General features: G+C 65.2%; 16 protein-coding genes and 1 pseudogene. 6 read left to right on the forward strand and 11 right to left on the reverse strand.

Annotated features, from left to right (window positions below; genetic code table 11):
- On the forward strand, positions 1–303 hold a 303-nt coding region (locus tag C507_RS0117930; RefSeq protein WP_018697585.1), incomplete at its 5' end, for an IS630 family transposase.
- A gap of 59 nt (positions 304–362) precedes the next feature.
- Here C507_RS0117930 and C507_RS0117935 read toward each other — a convergent pair.
- From C507_RS0117935 to C507_RS0117955, 5 genes and pseudogenes are all read right to left on the reverse strand, one after another.
- Positions 363–3,119: a glycosyltransferase family protein gene (locus C507_RS0117935; protein ID WP_245559713.1), complete on the reverse strand. Its 2,757-nt coding sequence runs from the start codon at positions 3,117–3,119 to the stop codon at positions 363–365.
- 56 nt (positions 3,120–3,175) lie between these two features.
- Positions 3,176–5,929 carry a glycosyltransferase family protein gene (locus tag C507_RS0117940; protein ID WP_245559714.1) on the reverse strand — a complete coding sequence of 918 codons (2,754 nt, stop codon included), beginning with the start codon at positions 5,927–5,929 and terminating at the stop codon, positions 3,176–3,178.
- Positions 5,930–6,109: 180 nt separating this feature from the next.
- The gene (locus tag C507_RS23515) at positions 6,110–6,403 is read right to left on the reverse strand and encodes a hypothetical protein (protein WP_245559715.1); all 294 of its coding nucleotides are present in this window, start codon (positions 6,401–6,403) and stop codon (positions 6,110–6,112) included.
- A 159-nt stretch (positions 6,404–6,562) separates the two neighbouring features.
- Positions 6,563–7,015 (reverse strand): annotated as a pseudogene (locus C507_RS23635) (thiamine pyrophosphate-binding protein).
- Positions 7,016–7,079: 64 nt separating this feature from the next.
- Positions 7,080–8,702: an acyl-CoA synthetase gene (locus C507_RS0117955; RefSeq protein ID WP_018701109.1), complete on the reverse strand. Its 1,623-nt coding sequence runs from the start codon at positions 8,700–8,702 to the stop codon at positions 7,080–7,082.
- Between the two features lie 231 nt (positions 8,703–8,933).
- Between C507_RS0117955 and C507_RS0117960 the strand changes: the two genes are divergently transcribed.
- A complete protein-coding gene (locus C507_RS0117960; protein WP_018701110.1) occupies positions 8,934–9,896 on the forward strand; it encodes an AEC family transporter in 963 nt (320 codons plus the stop codon).
- 57 nt (positions 9,897–9,953) lie between these two features.
- Here C507_RS0117960 and C507_RS0117965 read toward each other — a convergent pair whose 3' ends face one another.
- The 4 genes from C507_RS0117965 to C507_RS0117980 form a co-directional block, all read right to left on the reverse strand.
- Positions 9,954–11,060, reverse strand: coding sequence for an ABC transporter ATP-binding protein (locus C507_RS0117965; RefSeq protein ID WP_018701111.1), 1,107 nt, complete (start codon positions 11,058–11,060; stop codon positions 9,954–9,956).
- A 2-nt stretch (positions 11,061–11,062) separates the two neighbouring features.
- Positions 11,063–11,953: a carbohydrate ABC transporter permease gene (locus tag C507_RS0117970; RefSeq protein ID WP_018701112.1), complete on the reverse strand. Its 891-nt coding sequence runs from the start codon at positions 11,951–11,953 to the stop codon at positions 11,063–11,065.
- Positions 11,950–12,858 carry a carbohydrate ABC transporter permease gene (locus C507_RS0117975; protein ID WP_018701113.1) on the reverse strand — a complete coding sequence of 303 codons (909 nt, stop codon included), beginning with the start codon at positions 12,856–12,858 and terminating at the stop codon, positions 11,950–11,952. Before C507_RS0117975 ends, C507_RS0117970 begins: the two co-directional genes overlap by 4 nt.
- Positions 12,859–12,922: 64 nt before the next feature.
- On the reverse strand, positions 12,923–14,179 hold the full coding sequence (locus C507_RS0117980) for an ABC transporter substrate-binding protein (RefSeq protein ID WP_018701114.1): 1,257 nt from the start codon (positions 14,177–14,179) through the stop codon (positions 12,923–12,925).
- Between the two features lie 464 nt (positions 14,180–14,643).
- On the opposite strand from C507_RS0117980, the gene C507_RS21925 reads away from it, so the two are divergent.
- Both C507_RS21925 and C507_RS0117990 read left to right on the forward strand, forming a co-directional pair.
- A complete protein-coding gene (locus tag C507_RS21925; RefSeq protein ID WP_156829380.1) occupies positions 14,644–15,183 on the forward strand; it encodes an SH3 domain-containing protein in 540 nt (179 codons plus the stop codon).
- A 41-nt stretch (positions 15,184–15,224) separates the two neighbouring features.
- Entirely contained in the window at positions 15,225–15,491 is a 267-nt protein-coding gene (locus tag C507_RS0117990) for a cysteine rich repeat-containing protein (protein ID WP_018701116.1), read from the forward strand.
- A 244-nt stretch (positions 15,492–15,735) separates the two neighbouring features.
- Here the strand turns inward: C507_RS0117990 and C507_RS0117995 are convergent, their stop codons facing one another.
- Both C507_RS0117995 and C507_RS0118000 read right to left on the reverse strand, forming a co-directional pair.
- Positions 15,736–17,082 (reverse strand): sensor histidine kinase, encoded by a 1,347-nt coding sequence (locus C507_RS0117995; protein WP_018701117.1) that lies wholly within the window; start codon positions 17,080–17,082, stop codon positions 15,736–15,738.
- A gap of 2 nt (positions 17,083–17,084) precedes the next feature.
- The gene (locus C507_RS0118000; protein ID WP_018701118.1) at positions 17,085–17,801 is read right to left on the reverse strand and encodes a response regulator; all 717 of its coding nucleotides are present in this window, start codon (positions 17,799–17,801) and stop codon (positions 17,085–17,087) included.
- 130 nt (positions 17,802–17,931) lie between these two features.
- Between C507_RS0118000 and C507_RS0118005 the strand changes: the two genes are divergently transcribed.
- Together C507_RS0118005 and C507_RS0118010 are read left to right on the forward strand one after the other, a co-directional pair.
- Entirely contained in the window at positions 17,932–19,383 is a 1,452-nt protein-coding gene (locus tag C507_RS0118005) for a cytochrome P450 (RefSeq protein ID WP_083923658.1), read from the forward strand.
- 119 nt (positions 19,384–19,502) lie between these two features.
- Entirely contained in the window at positions 19,503–20,588 is a 1,086-nt protein-coding gene (locus tag C507_RS0118010) for an NAD/NADP-dependent octopine/nopaline dehydrogenase family protein (protein WP_026319226.1), read from the forward strand.

Raw genomic sequence — 20,588 nt, forward strand, 5'->3', positions numbered from 1 at the left:
CTCGTGCCGGTCCTTGCGGCCGGCGACATCGTCATCCTGGACAATCTCGGCTCCCACAAGTCGGCCGCCGTGCGCGAGATGATCCACGACGCCGGCGCCGAGCTGCGCTTCCTGCCGCCCTACTCACCCGATCTCAATCCGATCGAGCAGGCCTTCGCCAAGATCAAGCACTGGATGCGCCACGCCCAGAAGCGCACGATCGAGGACACATGGCGCCACCTCGGGCAGCTCGTCCACACCATCGAACCCGACGAATGCCGGAACTACCTAACAAACGCAGGATACGCTTCCGTCAAAACATGAAACGCTCTAAGGCCGCAGAGCAGATGATGGAAAGATCTGCCCTTTGAGACTGCGTCCGTTCAACTGGTTTCCAGACGGCGCTCATCCCGACGCTTGCGGAACGTCGAAGCAGTAATGACGATAAGGCATATCAGGCTTACCGACACCATGAACCATACGTTGATGAGGAAGATTTGCACCCAGCGGTTCTCATACCGCAGGGTAAACTCGTGCGTTCCAGGCGGAATGGTGACGAACGCCGGCCAGTTTCCCACCCGCTCCCACGCGATGGGCTCTCCGTCCAGATAGGGTCGCAGCGAGGCGTTCGGCCAGAGTTCGTAGACCAGCCGCGATTGCTGATCCCCGTCCACGACAGCCTTTACCTTGGTCGAGAAGTTCGTCGTGAACGATTTGAGCTCGGCACCTTCCGGCCCAGCCTCGAGGCGGACGATGCCGTTGTCTGCGACCACCGTCGAGAACTCCTGAAGGTCGGCGTTGACCTCGCGAACCACGATATTGGTGACCGCGCCGTCGAAGTCAGGGGTCGCCGAAATCCAGAGATCGTTCAGGCCGTCGACGCGGAACGTCTGTCGATGGCGACCGGGCTCCGTTCCCGGGATCGCATCACCCCTTACCCCGCCGAACGCAACATAGAGGGTGCCAGCCGTCGAGTCCTCCACGTCCAGGCGCACTTCGTATTCGGTGCCCTTTTGATGCTTGAGGACGAATCCGAAGTGATTGGCAGTGCTTCCCGGCACCCGGACCATCCGGCCGTCCTCTAAGTTCCAACCGTCGGCAACCTGAAAGTCCCACGTGTCCGGTTGCTCCTGAAGATACTGGGCGAGCACCGAATCCTGGCCCGTGCGTGGCTCCTCCCCATAGACGAGGTGCGTCAGGAAAAAGCCGTCTCCAATCGCGTGCGTCTCTCCAAGACTGACGGTATCGGAGGCCAGCATCGAGAGGCGCGAACGGCTGGCCTCATCCCAGAGGACGAAATTGGCGCCCGTGCGCAGCACCCATTCTCGGTTGTATCGCCCGAACCAACCGCCCATCAGATTATGATAATCCCGCTCCATCGCCAGCACGGCATCGTAGCCGGAAAAAGTCATAACCTTCACGCGGTCGCTGATGAGCCAGCCGCCATTGAGCGGAAAGAAGGTATCCACTTTGTCGGTCAGATAGACGACCTTCGTCAGGAACTTGTGGTCGGGGTACGACGCAAATATCGCCGCGATCCGATCCAACGGGCCGTTCACATAGCCGACCATGTCGTCGAAGACGCCTTCCTGTCCAAACTCGCGCTGAATGTCGAACAACGGATAGGCGGATACCGCGGCCATGGGAACCGCAGCGAACACAAGCGCACGCGATGTGCGCCCCACCAGAATGATGCCGATGGCAATTGCGGAAAGCAGGACTCCGCCGAGCAGAGGATCGATCTCAAAATACTTGGCAGCGGCGGGATCGAAAACCAGCCAGAGACTAAACACCAGCCAGATAAAGGCGGTGGCCCAAAAGCCCCAGCCGCGGACATGGGGTGTAGCATGCTGAACCACGAGCTCGGCCAAGAACGCAAGAGACAACGCGAGCGGCAGACCGGCAAAGAGGAGGTAACGGAAATAGAGGTGCATCCGCCCGAGCACGGGAATGCCGTAGTAGAACGCGTCCGACCCGATCGTATGGGAGCCTAGCGAGATAATGGTGACCAAGATGAACGGGACGAGCATAAGTCCGGCAAAACGAGCCTTGCGCTGCGGGATACTGCCGCGCGCGCTGGCCAGCACAATCACCCCGAGGAGGATGAGCGCAATTGGCACCAGGCCCAGATAATACTGGGTCTCAAAGGCAGCGCCGAACTCGCTGAACTGCGAGATGCCGGCAAGCAGGCTCCGGCCGTTGAAGGTGTCGGCATGGGCGACGCTCGACAGGTTCTTCTGGGGTTCGGCGACTAGCTCGACGTGGTTGATTTGCCCGATATAGAACGGCAGAACCGCGAGAACAGCTAGGCCGGTAGCCAAGAAAGGCATAAACAGACGCTGTAGCGCCACCCGAGTTTTAAGAGGGCGATGAAACCGGTCATAATAGAGGTTTGCGGCAATGAAAAACGCGACCAGTAAACCGCCGAGCATCATGGGCGCATAGCTGGTGAGCATGTAGATGATGAAAATCGGGACCACTGCCACCGTCACCAGCCAGCGCCGCGCGAACAGAAGCCAACAAAGCAGATAGGCGATAACCGGCAGCCACATCGCCTGGAACCAGAAGGGCGTGTAGGCCAGGTAGGTGGACGTCTGGAAGGACAGAACGAAGGCGAGCGCCGCGAACACGCTGGCACCGATACTCAGCCCAAAGAAGTGGCGCGCCAGCAGCACCGTGAAGTAGGTGGCTGCGAGAAAATGCAGAACATGGATGAGTGTAAAGGCGAACACGGCCGTCGACAGGTCGGATACGTCGAAAACCAGATAAGCCAGCAAGTAAGGCGGATAGACCGTCAGCATGTTCGGCCGCAGACCGAAATCACTGGCCCCGCCATGGGTCAGGAAGTCCACGCCAAAGATTCCGCCACCCCAAAACCTGTTGTAACCCTCAACGAACTGGGGAAACCATGCAAGACGAACATCCCCGACCAGCGCGTAGCCTGGCCAGCCGGCGGTGGCTCCCTGAAAGACGCCCAGGACAGGCAGGAAGGCAAACAGCGTTGCGAGGACGGCCGTCGCTGCCGCAACCGCGTGGACGTTCATCCTCGAAGTCAGCGGCGTTCCGGCGGGCCTGCGATACGGATTGGCGACGACTTCCGGTTGCGCCGGCACACGATGGTCGGAACGGACCTCCCCCATCAGGCTTTACCCGCTACGTCCTTAGTCGATTTCAACATCATGACCATGGTGGCGCCTCACGCTGCTCGCGGCTGCCGCCGGCGGCGGCTGCGCGCGGCAGTCACACCAGCTCCCACCACCGCGACCGCGACAACCCCGATCCCGGTCCACACGGTGATCCCGAACAGAGTCGTCCAGATGTTCTCGTAGCGCAGCTTGAAGAAGTGATTGCCTGCGGGAATAGTGACGAACGGTGGCCAGGTCCCGATCATTTCCCATTCCACCGGCTCACCGTTGAGATAGGGCTGCCACGAGGCGTTGGGCCACAGTTCGAAGACCAGTTGCGAAGGCTCGGTCCCTTCCACACTGGCTGTAACCTTTTTTGTCCAGTTGGTGGAAAAAGAGGTCAGTGCGGCGGTACCGGGATTTCCTTCCAGTCGCAGGATACCATTGTCGGCAAGCACAGTCTGCGCTCGCGGAACCTCGCTGCTGATGTCCCGCACGACAATGTTGGTGATCTCGCCGTCAAAGTCCGACGTGGCGGTAATCCAGAAGTCGCCCTTGCCGTCGGACGTAAAGGTCCGCGTGTGAACGCCCGGTTCTTCGCCGGGGAGGCCCTCGCCAGTCGTCCCGCCGAGTGCGACAAACACTTTGCCGACGCTTGAATTGCGGACCTCGACGCTGACTTCGTAGGTCGCGCCCTCAAGCGGCTTGATTGCGACACCCGCGCGCGCCTGCATTCCGTTGTCGGGTTTGACTAGAATTCCGTTCTTGATGTCCCAGCCGTCGATCACGTGCGGTGACCAGCCGATGGGCTCGCCCTCCCGCACCCGAACGAGCGCGCTACTCTGACCAATCCGTGCCGGTTCCGAATAAATCAACTGGGTCAGGTACATGTTGCCCACGGGATGGGTCGCGCCAAAGGTGACTGTATCCGCGGCAATCATCGACAGTTTGTGGCGGCTCGCCTCGTCCCAGAGGATAAAGTCTACACCCGTGCGCAGCACCCATTCGCGATTGTAGCGGCCGAACCAGCCGCCCATCATCGAATGATACGCGTTCTCCATCGCGAGCACGGCGTCATAGCCGGAATAGCTCATGACCTTAATACGATCGCTTAGCAGCCATGGCTCGTTCAGCGGGAAGTAGGTGTCTACGCCCTCGGACAGGCTCAAAACCTTGGTCAGATCCTTCTGTTCCGGGTAATCTCTAAAGATGCCGACAAGCCGGTCTTTCGTCGCATCCTCAAAATCGACGAAGGCCTGGAAAGCGCCGTGCTGCCCATAGAGGCGCTGGATATTGAACATCGGATAGGAAGAAACGAGGACCAGCGGAATCGCGGAGAGTGCTACTGTCAGTGAGGTTCGACCCATGACAAGAATCGCGACGCAAAGCATCGCTAGGAATGCCTCCACCAGAACACTGTCAACAATGAAGTATTTGTGCGCCTCGCCGCTCAGCGCGAGCCAGACGCTGAAGGCACCCCAGAAGATCACCACTGAGAGGAAGATCGCAGTGCGCTGCCTCGCACTCGCCAACCGCGCAATCCAGTCTGCGCAGATGGCGAGGGCAATGGCGAACGGCAGGCCGGCGAACAGAAGATAGCGGACGTACAAGTGCATCCGGCCGAGTACCGGCACGGCGTAGTAGAACGCATCGGAGGCAACAGTCGCAGCGCCAAGGGCTGCGATGGCGAAGACCAGGAATGTTGCAAGCGTGATCGAGAGGACGGTCCGCGAACGCACAGAAGCGCTAAGCCCTCCGGCTAGAAGTGCGAGGCCGCAGACGATCACTAGAAGGGCTGCAAAGCCGAAAAAGAGCCGTGACTCGACAGGCGGTGCGACTGTGGAAAATTGGGACAGTGCCGCGACGATGCTGTGACCGTTCAGGGCATCCATGTGCGCGACGGCGTTGAGGCTTTTGTGCGGCTCTGCGACTAGTCGCATGTAATGAAACTGGGCCAGATAATACGGCGCGACAATAAGGACGGAGAGGACCGAGGCTACGGCCGGTGCCCAGATCCGCGGTGCGGCGGAGCGCCAGCGAAGCGGTCGGATGAAGCGGATGTAGTAGACTGCAAGACAGAGGATCGCAGCGACCGCGAGGCCGCCGACCATCATCGGCACATAGCTTGTCAGCATGTACGTCACGATAACGGGAACGGCGAGCAGCGGTGCGAACCAATGGCGGGCAAAAAGAAGCCAGCACAGGACATAGGCCAGCACCGGCATCAGCATCGCCTGGAACCAGAACGGCGTGTAGGCGATGTAGCTCGAAACGTGGAAAGAGAGCACAAAAGCAATGCTGGCGAACAGGCTTGCTCCACGCGATAAGCCGAGATACCTCCAGCACAGGAGCGAGGTAAACAGGGCCCCCGCAAAGAAATGGAGCGCGTGCAGGCCCGCGAAAACCACACCGGCCGTGGTGATGTCGGAGACATCGAACAGCAGGTAGCTGAGCACGAACAATGGATAGGCGGGCAGCATATTCGGCCTGAGACCAAAGTCGCTTGCCCCGCCGTGCGTTAGAAAATCAACGCCAAAGATTCCACCGCTCCAAAAGCGGTTATAGCCCTCCACGAACTGGGGAAACCAGGCCATGCGGACATCACCGGTCAGCATGAAGCCTGGCCACCCGGCCGTAACGCCCTGGAAAACCCCCAGGACGGGAAGGAACGCGAAGAGCGTCGTCAGCAATGCGACGATTACGGCGACGAGCGGGAACGATCCCCCGTGCGGGGCCAAAGTCGATGTTTTCTTTCGAAAGGGATGCCCGGACGTCACGACAGCCGCAGACCGTCCCGGCAGATCGGCATGGCGCACATTTGTCATGAACGGTCTTCTAAACTCGTACTGGCAACGACTGATCGGGCGGTGATGACGGCGTTTAGCACCTGGAAATTGATCCGACAACGCTATTCACGCCCAGCCCAGGCGGTTGCGATCAAGGTGAAAACCTCTGCACATTGCGCGGAAACGCGCGGCTCGTGACACACCGTTCTGGCAGCAAACTCACCGCGGAATGAAGCGGCGGGGGCTGACCTCGCGCACCAGCTTGAGCGGCACTTCGACGAACGCCAGCCGGGCCCCGATGCCAATCACTAAGTCGGTCTCGTCCCAAAGCTCGTAGGTGTTGGCGATGGTCAGGCCCAGCGGCTCGCGCTCCGAGACGATGCCGCGGCCGCGCGGAAGAAAACCACCGGCGCCCGAGCCGGGCCGAAAGGGCCCTGACCTCCTCGATGGCCACGAGGGCACCGGAACCGACGAAGACCATCGGCGCCTCCGCCTCGTCGATGACGTCGACATCCACCGACCGTTCCGGCCAGACGGCCAGAGGACCGGCGAGATCGACGGGCGCGCGGGCCGAAGACTGCTCCCACGGCATCTCCAGCGCCGCCGGGCCGCGGCGCATCGATCCATCTCCTGAAACTCTCGGCCCATCTGCATGTGACCAGGCTCGGATGGTCAATCCGGCCGATCCGCCTGGTAAGCCCCCCACAGCGTGGCGAGTTGGTCGTACATCTCGTGTAGGTGCCCCCTATCCTTGCCCAGGAACGGACTTGGCACCTGACCGGTCAGGCAGAGAACCGGCTCGTTGGCGCTCTGTGCGGTCACCAGCGCGGCACCGGCTTTTAGGATGCCCGGTCACGGAAACAACGAGTAGACACCCAGCCGACCACTGGCGCGGGCATAGCGGAACGCCATGTAACCGCACGCCTGCTCGTGCCGCGCACCGATCGTCCGGATGGCGTTGGAGCGCGCCAGCGCGTCGAACAGGCCGTAGATCTGCGCACCAGGCAGGCCGAACAGCGTGTCGACGCCGTGCAGCTCCAGTTCGCGGACGATCGCCTCGCCACCGGTCATGTGCGGCATGTCGGGTTCCTCTCCATACGGGGCGTACCGCTTGGGGTGAGGCATCTGGTGGGAGCGACAGCGGAGCCTTGCCGCCAGCGGTTGTCAATGTGCAGACGGCAGGGACCGCTCAGACGGCGCGGGCGCGGGTGCGCAGCTCGAACTTCTGGATCTTGCCCGTCGATGTCTTCGGCAGCGGCCCGAACACCACCGCCTTGGGGCACTTGAAGTGGGCCAGCCGCTCCCGGCAGAAGGCGACGATCTCGTCTTCGGAGGCCTCCACACCGGGCCGCAGCTCCACGAAGGCGCACGGCGTCTCGCCCCATTTCTCGTCGGGCTTTGCAACCACCGCCACCGAGGCCACCGCAGGGTGGCGGTAGATCACGTCCTCCACCTCCACCGACGAGATGTTCTCCCCGCCGGAAATGATGATGTCCTTGGAGCGGTCCTTGATCTGCAGATAACCGTCGGGATGCACCACGGCCAGATCGCCGGAATGGAACCAGCCGTCGGCGAAGGCCGCCTCCGTCGCGGACGGGTTCTTCAGGTAGCCCTTCGCCACCACGTTGCCGCGGAACATGATCTCGCCGACGGTCTCGCCATCGTGCGGCACGTCTTCCAGCGTCTCGGGAAACTTGACCTTGAGATCGGCGAGCACGTGGTAGCGCACGCCCTGGCGCGACTTCAGCCGGGCGCGCTCCTCAGCCAGTTCGGCGTCCCATTCCCCATGCCAGGAACAGACCACGGCCGGTCCATAGACCTCGGTCAGCCCGTAGACATGGGTGACGGCGAAACCGGCCTTCTCCATGGCCTCCAGCGTGGCAGCAGGCGGCGGCGCTGCGGCCGTCATGACCTTCACGGGGTGCGGCAGCTCGGTCTCCTGCGATAGGACCGCGTCGACCACCATGGAGAGAACGATCGGCGCGCCGCAGAAGTGGGTCACCCCCCGCTCCCGGATCGCGTCCAGGATGGCCGCGCCGCTCACCTGGCGCAGGCAGACATGGGTGCCGGCCAGCGCGGCGATGGTCCACGGGAAGCACCAGCCGTTGCAGTGGAACATCGGCAGGGTCCAGAGATAGACCGGGTGGTGCGCCAGATCCCAGGCCAGCACGTTGCCCATCGCCGTCAGGTAGGCACCGCGATGGTGGTAGACGACACCCTTCGGATCGCCCGTGGTGCCAGACGTGTAGTTCAGCGCGATGGCCTTCCATTCGTCCTCGGGCGCGGTCCAGGCGAAGTCCGGATCGCCGCCGGCAAGGAAGGCCTCGTAGTCCGTCTCGCCGATCTGATCGTGCCGGTGGGCGGCCAGCCCGTCATCCACGTCGATCACCGGGATGTCCCGGCCCAGGCGCTCCAGCGCCTCCGCCATCACCGGCGCGAATTCCGTGTCGCAGATGATGAGCCTCGCTTCGCCGTGATCGAGCATGAAGGCGATCGCCGCCGCATCGAGCCGGATGTTGAGCGCGTTGAGCACGGCTCCGGCCATCGGCACACCGAAATGGCACTCGATCATTTCCGGCGTGTTGGCGAGCATCACCGCGACCGTGTCGTCCTCGCCGATGCCGCGCGCGGCAAGCGCCGAGGCCAGCCGGCGCGAGCGCTCATAGAGCTGTGCCCAGTTGTAGCGCCGCTCGCCGTGCACGACGGCAAGCCGCCCCGGATAGACGCTCGCCGAGCGCTCCAGGAACCCGAGCGGAGACAGGGAGGCGAAGTTCGCCACGCGACGGTCCAGATCCTCGGCATACGCAGCCATTCCCATGTCAGGCTTCTCCCTGTTTCCTTCGCTGCCGGAGCGTGTGCGAGGCCGACTCGCTTCACCGTCGAGCCGGACACATTCCAATTCCTCCGGTCGCTCCGGATCAAGCCCGTCTCAATTGCGGGTTGACCCGGCGCACCCGGTTCCGCAGCCTTTCGCCGTCCAGTGGGCATTCGTCGGTCGGGGCGATCATCCTCCCCCAATACGGCGACAGGGGGGACTTGCATCGTGGAAACGCTTGCGCTGGTCGTGCCGGTCTTCGCCGTCATGCTCACCGGCTTCGCCATGGTTCGGCTGGGTATCCTGCCGGCCACGATCGCGGGACCGCTGGTCCAGTTCGTCTACCGCGTCAGCCTTCCGGCGCTGATGTTCCGCATCGTCGCGGAAGACTCCCTCTCCTCCATTCTCGACTGGAAATTCTGGCTCGCCTTCGGCGGCGGCACGCTCCTTCTTCTGATCCTGGCCCGGCTTGTGGCCGGCCGCTGGCTGGGCGATAACGCCGGTCAGCGCGCGATCCTGTCCCTTTCCGCCGTCCAGACCAACACCGGCTTTGTCGCGCTGCCGATCCTGCATTCGCTTTTCGGCGCGGCGGGCGTCCCCCCGGCAGCGGTGGCCAACATCATCATCGCCGGCGTGTTCTTTCCCATCGGCGTGGCCATGCTCGTGGCGGCGCGCGGTTCGACCGGGACCCGACCGTCATGGACCCGGATCGGCCGCGACGTGCTTCTCAGCCCGCTGGTCTGGCCGACGCTGCTGGGCCTTGTCTTCGCGAGCTTCGCCATCCCGATCCCGGCCATCGTCGACGACTACCTGGCCATCCTCGCCGCAGCCCTGACGCCCGGCGCCCTGTTCGCCATCGGCGCCTCGCTGGATCTGAAGGCCATCCGCTACGACATCGTCCGCATTGCCGCCCTCAGCGTGGTCAAGCTGGCGGTCTTGCCGGCCCTGGTCTTCGCCGTCGCCATGGCCCTCGACATGGCGCCGTTCACGATCATAGCGGTGACGATCTGCGCTGCCGTGCCGACCGCCAAGAGCGTCTACTTCCTCGCCGAGGAATATGACGTGGCACAGCGCGACGCCGCCGCCGTGATCTCCGCCACGACGCTGGCCTCGGTGGTGACGCTGTCCCTTTGGCTGGTTGCCCTGGCCGAGGTCTTCCCGGAGGCCTTCCACTCCAGGATCGCGGGGTGAGCGTTTCCAGGCAAAGAGGAAACCCGTTCGCCGTCCGGAAACTTGTCTAAAGGCCCGTCACAGCCGCCTGCCGCTCTCCGCGTCGAACAGCTTGGCCTTCGCCATGTTCACCTCGAAGGCGAATGGCTGCCCCACCTGCGCCCTGTCCTCCGGACGCACGCGCGCAATGAGTTCCTCGCCGCCCAGAGAGGTGATCAGCATCGTATCGGGTCCGGTGGGTTCGATGACCTCGATCCGGCGTTCGAAGGCGAAGAGATCGGCCACGCGCTGCTGGCCATCACGGCCGGTGATCGTTTCCGGACGCAGGCCGAGCTTCACCGACCGCCCTGCCGCCCCGGCGACAGACCTGGCCAGCGGATCCGGCAACGGGAAGCGGACAGGGCCGGCCTCATCGGACACCTCCACCGCCAGGCCGCCCTCATCGACGATTCGACCGGAAAGGATGTTCATGGGCGGCGAGCCCATGAAGGACGCCACGAAGAGGTCGGCCGGGTTCTCGTAGATCTCGTCGGGCGTCGCGAACTGGCGCACGTGACCCTGGTCCATGACCGCGATCCGGGAGGCAAGCGTCATCGCCTCGATCTGGTCGTGGGTCACGTAGATCACCGACTTCTGGATGCGCTGGTGCAGCTTCTTGATCTCCGTGCGCATCTCGATGCGAAGCTTGGCGTCGAGGTTGGAGAGCGGCTCGTCGAACAGGAAGAGGTCGGGGTCCCGCACGAGGGCACGGGCCATGGCCACGCGCTGGCGCTGGCCGCCGGAGAGTTGCGCGGGCTTGCGGTCAAGGAGCGGCTCGATATGCAGCAGCGCCGCAACGTCCGCGACGCTCTTGTCCTGTTTGGCCTTGTCGACGCCGCGCATTTCCATGCCGAAGGTGATGTTCCGGCGCACAGACTTGGTCGGGTAGAGCGAGTAGGACTGGAACACCATGGCGATGTCGCGGTCCTTGGGCGGCACGTGGGTGACCACCCGGTCGCCGATCCGCACCTCGCCCTCTGTGAGCGTCTCCAGCCCGGCCACGATGTTGAGGAGCGTCGACTTTCCGCACCCCGAAGGGCCAACGAGCACGACGAACTCGCCCGGTTCGAAGGCGAGGTCGATCCCCTTCAGCACCTCCGTGGTGCCGAACCGCTTCCAGACATTTTCCAGCGTGACGCCCGACATGGCTACCCTTTGACTGCGCCTGCCGCCAGACCGCGCAGGAAGTAGCGGCCAGCGACGACATAGACGAGGAGCGTCGGCAGGGCGGCGATGATCGCGGCCGCCATGTCGACATTGTACTGCTTCACCCCGGTGGACGTGTTGACGACGTTGTTGAGCGCGACGGTGACCGGGTTTGAATCGCCCACCGTAAACGCCACGCCGAACAGGAAGTCGTTCCAGATCTGGGTGAACTGCCAGATCACCGTGATGCCGAAGGTCGGGATCGCCATCGGCACCAGGATGCGGAAGAAGATGGCGAAGAAGCCCGCGCCATCGAGTTTGGCGGCGTGCACCAACGCATCCGGGACGCTGACGAAGAAGTTGCGGAAAAACAGGGTGGTGAAGGCCAGGCCGTAGACCACGTGCACCAGGATCAGGCCGGCCAGTGTTCCGGCGATTCCCAGGAAGCCGAGGGTCCGCGCCATTGGCAGCAGCACCACCTGGAACGGAATGAACGCACCGAACAGCATCAGCGCGAAGATGATGTTTGCCCCCCGGAAGCGCCACTTGGTCAGCGCGTAGCCGGCGATGGCGCCCAGGAAGGTGGAGATCGCGACGCCCGGTATGGCGATCAGCACGGAATTCCAGAAATAGGGCTGCAGCCCGTCGCAGCGCACGCCGACACAGGCCCCGCTCCATGCCTCCACCCAGGGCTGGAGATTGAGGCTCGAGGGCAGGCTGATGAGCGAGCCCGTGCGGATCTCGTCCAGCGTCTTCAGCGACGTGGCGAGCATCACGAAGAAGGGCAGCAGATAGTAGAGCGCGAACAGGATAAGCAGCGCAAACAAGAGGATCCGCAGGAAGCGTGATCCCGCTCCGCTGGCGCGCACGATGCCGTCTGTCGCCCCGCTCACCGGTCCTTCTCCCGAAGCTCGGAGTAGAGATAGGGCACCATGATCGCGAGGATCGTGGCAAGCATCATCACAGCGCTTGCCGCTGCCATGCCGAGCTCGCTGCGCTGGAAGGCGTAGGCGTACATGAAGGTCGCCGGCACGTCGGTGGCGTAGCCGGGCCCACCGCCGGTGAGTGCGATGATGAGGTCGAAGCTCTTCACCGCGAGGTGGGTGAGGATGATGACGGCGGACAAGAGCACCGGCCCCAGCATCGGCAGGATGATGCCGGCGTAGGTACGGATCGGGCCTGCCCCGTCTATGGCGGCCGCCTTGAGGATGTCGTCGTCAACCGAGCGCAAGCCTGCCAGGAACAACGCCATCACGTATCCGGACGACTGCCAGATGCCGGCGATGACAACGGTGTAGATTGCCATCTCCGGGTTCACCAGCCAGTCGAAGGTGAAGTTCGGGAAGCCCATGTCGCGCACGAGCTTCTCGATGCCGAGACCCGGGTTGAGGATCCATTTCCAGGCGGTTCCGGTGACGATGAAGGACAGCGCCATCGGGTAGAGGTAGATGGTCCTGAGCACGCCTTCCGCGCGGATCCGCTGGTCGAGGAAGATCGCCAGCAGCAGCCCGATGAGCAGGCAGCCGAAGATGAACAGACCGCCGAAGACGAACAGGTTCTCCAGCGCCACGTGCCAGCGCGGCGTGGCCCACAGCCGCTCGTACTGGGCCAGGCCGATGAACTCGTAGACCGGCAGCATCCGCGACTTGGTGAAGGAGATGTAGACCGTCCAGGCGATGAAGCCATAGACGAAGAACAGGCTCAGCGCGAAGATCGGCGAGACCACCAGTTGCGGCAGCCAGCGCTCCAGCCGCCACCCCGCGGCGCGCGGTTTCACACTGCCCTCGACCGAACTCATGAACCCTCCACCCGGTGCCAGAGCCGATGGGAGCCGCGCGGACGCGGCTCCCGGACGGCGTCTATCAGAGCTGCGCCCGCTCGATGGCGGAGGACAGCGTCTCCACTGCGTCCTGCGAGCTCATGTCGGAATTGAAGAAGTTCGTGACGACGTCCATGAACTCGCCGCGCACCGTCCGCGGCACGGCCATCTCATGGGCCATCGATGGCAGCAGCGCATCGGCCTCGATCGCCGCTTCAAGGTCGGCCCGGGAGCGCTGGGCGCACTCGTCGAAAGCGTCGAGCGCCACGTCGGTGCGGGCCGGGATCGAGCCCTTGGCGAGGTTGAAGCTCTCCTGGAAGTCCGGCGACATGATCAGGCTGGCGAGAACCTTCTGGCCTTCCTGCTGATCGCCGTCGCGGACATTGAAGAAGGCGATGGAGTCGGAGTTGAGCAGGAAGCCGTTGCCCGGCGCCGCTGCGCACAGGAAGTCCTTGCCCGGCACCTTGCCCGCGGCCAGGAACTCGCCCTTCGCCCAGTCGCCCATGATCTGGAAGCCCGCCTCGCCGTTCATCACCATGGCGGTGGCCAGGTTCCAGTCGCGGCCCGAGAAGTTCGGGTCGACGTAGCCGCGCAGCTTCCGCAGCTGGTCGAAGACGTCCACCATGGTCTGGCTCTCAAGCGCCTCCTCGTTGAGGTCGACGAGCGCCGAGCGGTAGAAGTCCGGCCCGCCGATGCCCAGGACCAGAACCTCGAAGAGCGTTGCGTCCTGCCAGGGCTGGCCGCCGTGGGCCAGCGGCGTGATGCCTTCCGCCTGAAGCTTGTCGGCAACCGCGTTGAACTCCTCCCAGGTGGTGGGCATTTCTGCGTCCACCCTGGCAAGCACTTCCGGGTTGGCCCAGAGCCAGTCGACCCGGTGAATGTTCACCGGTGCCGCCACGTACTCGCCCTCGAATTTCATGATGCCAGCCAGCACCTCCGGCAGATGCTCGTCCCAGCTGTTTTCGCCGGCAACATCCTCGACGCTCGCAAGCGCTCCCTGGTCCGCCCATTCCTGGATGCCGGGACCCTTGAGCTGCACGGCTGCGGGCGGATTGCCCGAGACCACGCGGGCGCGCAGCGCCGTCATCGCCGCGTCGCCGCCGCCGCCGGCGATCGGGGAATCGATCCACGTGCCGCCCTCGGCCTCGTAGGACTGTTTCAGCTCGCCGACAGCCGCAGCCTCGCCGCCGGAGGTCCACCAGTGCAGGACCTCGACCTCGCCCTGCGCCTGCACGGCCTGGGATGACAGAAAGAGACCGGCTGCGCAGGCGGCAGCCATGAACCAGCGTTCGGACCGCATGTCATTCTCCTTGGAAGCCGGTGCACTCGGAGGGAGGCCCGGCGTTTCTGGTGCGTCCGAAGCGACATCGATCCGGTCGAGTTGTGAACGGCGGTCCGGGTCTTTCCACAGCGCAGCCGCGCCATTGACCCGGAACGGCCGCCCCACCGGTTGCAGCAGCTTCGGCGTTTCGTCCCTGAAGGGAGAGTGGCGGCAAGGGTAGAGCCCCGTCAAGGCCCCGGTCGCAGCCCTTTCAGCCGGTGGGGACCGGGCCGATTCCGCCCATTTCGAGGCACCGGGCACCGGCCTGTGACAGACCGTTACAGGACCGGCACAACTTCCGACGCGTTGCCACGCCGGTGCGACACGAGCGCGACATTGGCTCCCCATCTCCCTTCTCGTCGGAGGGCGCAGCGACGCTCAGCCGACCCCGTTCAGCCGGCAGTGCCGGCGCGGTCCGAGAGGGCCGGGAGATGGAGGCCACGATGAAATGCAGTCACCTGTTTGCCGCAGCGGCGATCGCCGCCATGCCGCTGGCACCGGTCGACGTGCTCGCAGCCGCCACGTCGGTGGCCACGGCAAACGTCAACATGCGGGCGGGGCCGAGCACCACCTACCCGGTGGTCCGGATCGTCCCGGCCGGATCAACCGTGGCGACCTATGGCTGCGTCGCCGACTACTCCTGGTGCGACGTCAACTTCGGCGGAGCCCGGGGTTGGGTGTCGTCCAGCTACCTCACCACGGTGGTCCAGGGCACGGCGGTGGTGGTCAGCCCGACGGTGGGCTTCCCGGTCGTCACCTACACGCCGGCCGCCTACTGGGACCGCCACTATGTCGGCTACCCCTGGTACGCCCGCGGACCGGCCTACTACGGCCCCTACCGCGCACCGGCCAGGGTCTATGCCGCACCACCCCGCTACCGGGCCCCGTACCGCGGCGCCTGCCGCGACGGGTGCAGCGGCTCCGCAACCGTCACCGGACCGAATGGCGGCAGCCGTTCCCGGTCCTGGTCCGTCAACCGCTGACGGCGGCCGTTCGCCCCGTCCGCTCCTGGAGAACTCGAACCATGCATCGTCCCATTGCCGTCGTCGCATCCGCCGCGGCCGTCGTCGGCGCTCTGGCAACTGCCACGGCAGCCATGGCCCAGGCACAGAGCCCGCAGATCAGCCGCGCCGAGATGCGCACCATCGCCCAGGCCTGCAAGGCCGACGTCCAGACGCTCTGCGCCGGGGTCGAACGCGGCGACGGCCGCATCGGCCAGTGCCTGAAGGATAACGCCGCGCAGGTCTCAACACCCTGCAAGCAGGCGCTCACCGAAGTCCTTGCGAAATAGGGCGCGCGGCGCGGAGGACCGCCACGGCCGATCCGTTTCGGATCGGCCGGCCGGCCTCGCCAGGAGCACCCCGCCCCGGTTCTCCGGCGAAAGTCGGCAGGCGGTCACCCGCCCAACTCCGCGCCGTCGCCCGCCTCGCAATCGACCAAAAAGAACTCTGTCTCTTCTCCATCCATCACTTGTCCCGGTCCGCCTGTGCGGGCCGGGATTTTTCGTGCCCACGGCGTCGCGCCAGGTCCGCCGGTCAGGCCACGTGGAAGCGGGGCAGACTGACGATGAAACGTGCGCCGCCGGTAGGGGCATCGCCGATGGTGAGAGTACCGCCATGGGCTTCCACCAGGCTGCGCACCACGGCAAGGCCGAGGCCCGCGCCGCCCGTCAGGCGGCTGCGCGAGGCTTCCATCCGCACGAACGGCTCCAGCAGGGCCGCGCGCTGGTCTTGCGGCACGCCCTCGCCCTCGTCGTCGACCACCAGCATCACGACATCCGCGTCGGCGTCCACCGAGAGGTGTGCCGCGTGGCCGTAGCGCAAGGCGTTGTCGACGAGGTTCGCGATGATCCGCCGGAGCGCCAGCCGGTCGCCCAGCACGCTGACGAGGCGGGCATCTTCGGCGATCCGACCATCGATCGCGGCACCGGCGGCCTTGCGGTCCTCCACCTCCTCCTCGACCAGCAGCGCAGGCTCAAGCAGCTCTTCGGAGAGCTCACCCGCCCCGGCCTTGCTGGAGATCAGCGCGTCATCGAGCAGCCGGATCATGTCGGCGATGTCGGCAATCGCGCGTTCGCGGCCCGGCCCATCGGGCAGTTCCTCCACACGCAGCCGCAGCCGCGTCGCGAAAGTGCGCACGTCGTGGGAAATTCCGCCGAGCATCGCCATGCGGGCCTTCAGGAGACCGGCGAGGCGGGTCTGCAGGCGATCGAAGGCCTCGATCAGCGAGCGGATCTCCGGCGCCGTGGACCCGACGCTCGGTAGCTCGACCGGGTCACCGGACAGGTCGATCCGGTCCGCCGCTGCCGCCAGCCGCCGCAGTGGCCGCGTTTCGCGGTGCATGATGACGAGCGCGATCAGGGCGATCACCGTGCCAATGAGACCGGCCCCGAAACCCACCGGCAAGCCCAGCCGGGACACCAGCAGCGGGGTGCGCATGTCGACCACCAGGATCTCGCCCCCGTCGAGCGCGATCCGGAACTCGACTGCGTTGACGGCCTTGCCGAACACGTAGGGAAAGGTGTCCTGCACCCCGCCGTGGGGCAGCACCTGCAGGGAATAGCGATGGCCTTCCAGGACGGACCTGTAGCGCTCGGCGAGGGCCGCCACCCGCGGCGTCTCCGACGCGAACGGCGCCTCCTCCGCCGGCAGGATCCGGATCTGAAGTCCGGGCGTGTCGATCGCCCGGACGATCAGCGCGCGCTCGCGCGGCGAGGCCATCTCGGCGAGTTCGAGAATCGCGGCCAGCGTCTCGGGCGGAATCAGCGCCTCGGACTGCGCGTCCCGATCGCGGATATAGTAGGCGGCCAGAGCCAGCAGCCAGACAACCAGAAGGGTGATCAGAACGGTGACCGTGATGCGCGCGGAGAGGGAGACGCGCACGCTCAGGACACCGACTTCACCGGGGCGACGAACAGGTAGCCGCCGTTCCTGACCGTCGTGATCAGTTCGGCCCCCGGGCTCACCCCGTCGAGCTTCTTGCGCAGCCGCGAGACCAGCATGTCCACCGTACGGTCGAACGGGTCGGCCGAACGACCATGCGTCCACTCCAGGATCTGGTCGCGGGTGAGAACCCGCCGTGGACGCTGCACGAAGCACGCGAGCAGGTCGAACTCGGCCGTGGTGAGCGCCACGTCACGGCCGTCCTCACGGTTCAGCTGACGGGCGTCCAGATCCACCACGAAGGCATCGAAGGAAAACCGCCGTGACGGCGGACTCACGGCTCCCCCCTGCCCCCGGCGCAAGATGGCGCGTACCCGGGCCAGGAGTTCGCGCGGGCCGAACGGCTTCACCAGATAGTCGTCCGCGCCCATCTCCAGGCCCAGCACCCGATCGATCTCGTCGCTCTTGGCCGTCAGCATGAGGATGGGCATGGAATCGCGGGCCCGGATCCGACGGCAGATGGAAAGCCCGTCCTCGCCCGGCAGCATCAGGTCCAGGATCATCAGGTCCGGCCGGCAGCGCGCAAGCACGGCGTCCATTCCGCCGGCATCCTCCGCCTCCTCGACCGTGTAGCCCTCGCGGCGCATCATCTCCACCACGAGACTGCGGATCTCGGGATCGTCCTCGACGACAAGAAGGGTGGTGCCGGGCGCGCTCATGACCGCAGTTTTCCGGGATTCACGACAGGCGCGCAAGCCATGCCGCCCGCCGTTGCCGCCGCGTTACCAATTGTGACCAAGCGATACCGACCGGATACGCGCGCCTCACATTCGCTTCCCAGATCTCGGGATGTGGACCGCCGAGCGCGGCCCCTCACCGCGCCAAGGACGCAAGCGCACTATGTCCGCAGCTATCGACTTCGATCCGTCAATCATCTTCGGGCCGCACCCCGCAGCTCCCCGGCCGCGCGCGAAACCTCCGGGTTTCTTCACGGCCTACCGGGCAATGCGAGACAACCCGATCACAGCGCTGTCGGAGCGCGCCTTCGAGCAGCCCTACGTGAGGCTCTCCCGGCCGGGCGGCGTGCTGCTCCTGTCCGAGCCGGCCGCGATCGAACACGTGCTTGTCAGCAACGCCGCCAACTACCGCAAGAGCCGGCAGCAGCAGCGCCGCCTGCAGCCGGCCCTGGGCGAGGGCTTGTTGACCGCGGAGAGTGATGTCTGGCGGTCGACGCGGCGCATCACCGCGCCGCTGTTCAGCCCGACCGCGATTGCCAACGTCTACGCCGACATGGAGGCCGCCGCCGCCGACATGCGGGACCGCTGGCTGGAACAGTGCTGGCAGCCGACCCCCATGGATCTCGCCGACGAGTTTCAGCGGCTGGCCTACGACATCGTATCCCGCACCTTTTTCTCAGGCGCGGTGGACCGTGACAGGATGCTGCTGCACGCCGGCATGGCCGTCTACTTCGACACGCTGGGGCGGGTCGATCTGGCAACCATGCTGAACCTGCCCACCTGGTTGCCGTCGCCCGACCGGTTTCGAGCCCGCAAGGCGGTCGCCCTCTTCCGCTCGACGGTCGATGCGGCGGTCCGCAATCGGGTGCATGGTACGAATGGCGAGACTGACGACCTGCTGGACCGGATGATCACTGCGGTCGACCCCAAGACAGGGCGCGGGCTGGACACGAATGCGGTGGCGGACAACGTCCTGACATTCCTGGCAGCCGGCCACGAAACCACCGGCAACGCGCTGGCCTGGATCTTCTACCTGCTGGCCCTGCATCCGGAGGACGAGGACGAAGTGCGGATCGAGATCGCCAGGGCATTCGACGGTGGTCCCGTCAACCGGGACGGTCTGGACAAGCTTGTCTACACCAAAGCGGTGATCAACGAGGCACTGCGCCTTTACCCGCCCGCTCCCTTTATCGGTCGCGAAGCCATCGAAGAAGACCGGTTTGCCGGGACGCATGTCCGCAAGGGAGGCCAAATCCTGATCTCGCCCTGGGTCGTGCACCGCCACAAGGCGCTCTGGTATGCGCCGGACGAATTCAGTCCGGTCCGCTTCCTGGGCGATGCGGCCAGCCGCATCCAGCGCGGTGCGTTCCTGCCGTTCGGCCTGGGGCCGCGGATCTGTATCGGCCAGCGCTTCGCCATGCAGGAGATTCTGACCGTCCTGGCAACGGTCCTCCCGGCGATCCGCTACAGTCTGTCTGATCCGCAGTCGGTCTTTCCCCAGGCGCGGATCACGCTCGCGCCGCGCAACGGACTACAGGCTTTCGTGCGCCCCGCGACCCGCTGATCGGACCCGCCCCGGCAGGGGCGGGTCTCCTCCTGCTTGCGTGGTTTCCATGAATATGCATAGATTTTCGCCGCGCCGCATTCTGCGTCAGTCCGGCGGCGAACAGGGGAACCAGAAACTTGCAAACAGCGGTTGTCGGCGGAGGAAACGGGTCGTTCGCGGCCGCGGTGGACATCACCCTGAGGGGCCATTCGGTCCGTTTCTGGCGACGTGACCCCGCCGCGCTGGAGCCGACCAGAGCGGCTGGCGGCATCGAGCTGAAGGACTTCGAGGGCACCCGGATGGTGCCCATCGACACCATCACGGCCGACATCGGCGAAGCGGTGTCAGGCGCCGATCTCATCGTCGCGCCGATTCCCGCCTTCGGCCAGGCCGAACTGGCGAAGGCGCTCGCCCCGCACCTCGTCGACGGCCAGGTGATCTACCTGCCGCCGGGCACCTTCGGCAGCTACGTCATGATGAAGACGCTGCGCGACGAAGGCTGCACCGCCGACGTCGCCATCGCCGAGACCGGCACGCTGCCGTGGCTCTGCCGCAAGCACGGCGACAACCTCATCGCCGTGACCACGCGCGCCACCCGGCTGCCCACCGGCGTCTTCCCAGCGCGCCACACGGATCGCGCGCTGGAGATCATCTCCGCCGCCTTCCCGGGCGCCATCGAGCGCTGCGAGGATGCGCTATCCGGTGCTCTGATGAACGCCGGCCCGATCATCCATCCGCCGCTCATCATCATGAACGCCGGCCCGATCCAGCACTTCGATCACTGGGACATCCACAACGAGGGCACCCAGCCGGCCATCCGCAGCGTCACCAACGCCCTCGACGGCGAGCGCATGGCGGTGCGCGAGGCGCTCGGCTATGCCGCGCCCCATTTTCCCCTCGCCGACCACTATTCCTCCGATGGCGACGAGTGGATGTACGGCGCACTCGCCCATGACAAGCTCACCGACTCCGGCGACTGGCGCGAGCATCTCGACCTGCAGACCCACCGCTACATGCGCGAGGACCTGGCCCTCGGCCTCGGCTTCATCGTGTCCGTCGGTCACTGGATCGGCGCGCCGACGCCGGTGGCCGCCGGCCTGTTCGCCCTTGGCGGGGCCATCGTCGGCGAGGATCTCGCCGCCACCGGCCGGACGCTCGAGACGCTGGGCCTGTCCGACCTCACGCCGGCGCAGATGGCCGAACTTCTGCGGGAGGGTCTTTAG

The sequence above is a fragment of the Amorphus coralli DSM 19760 genome (assembly GCF_000374525.1).
Lineage (GTDB): Bacteria > Pseudomonadota > Alphaproteobacteria > Rhizobiales > Amorphaceae > Amorphus > Amorphus coralli.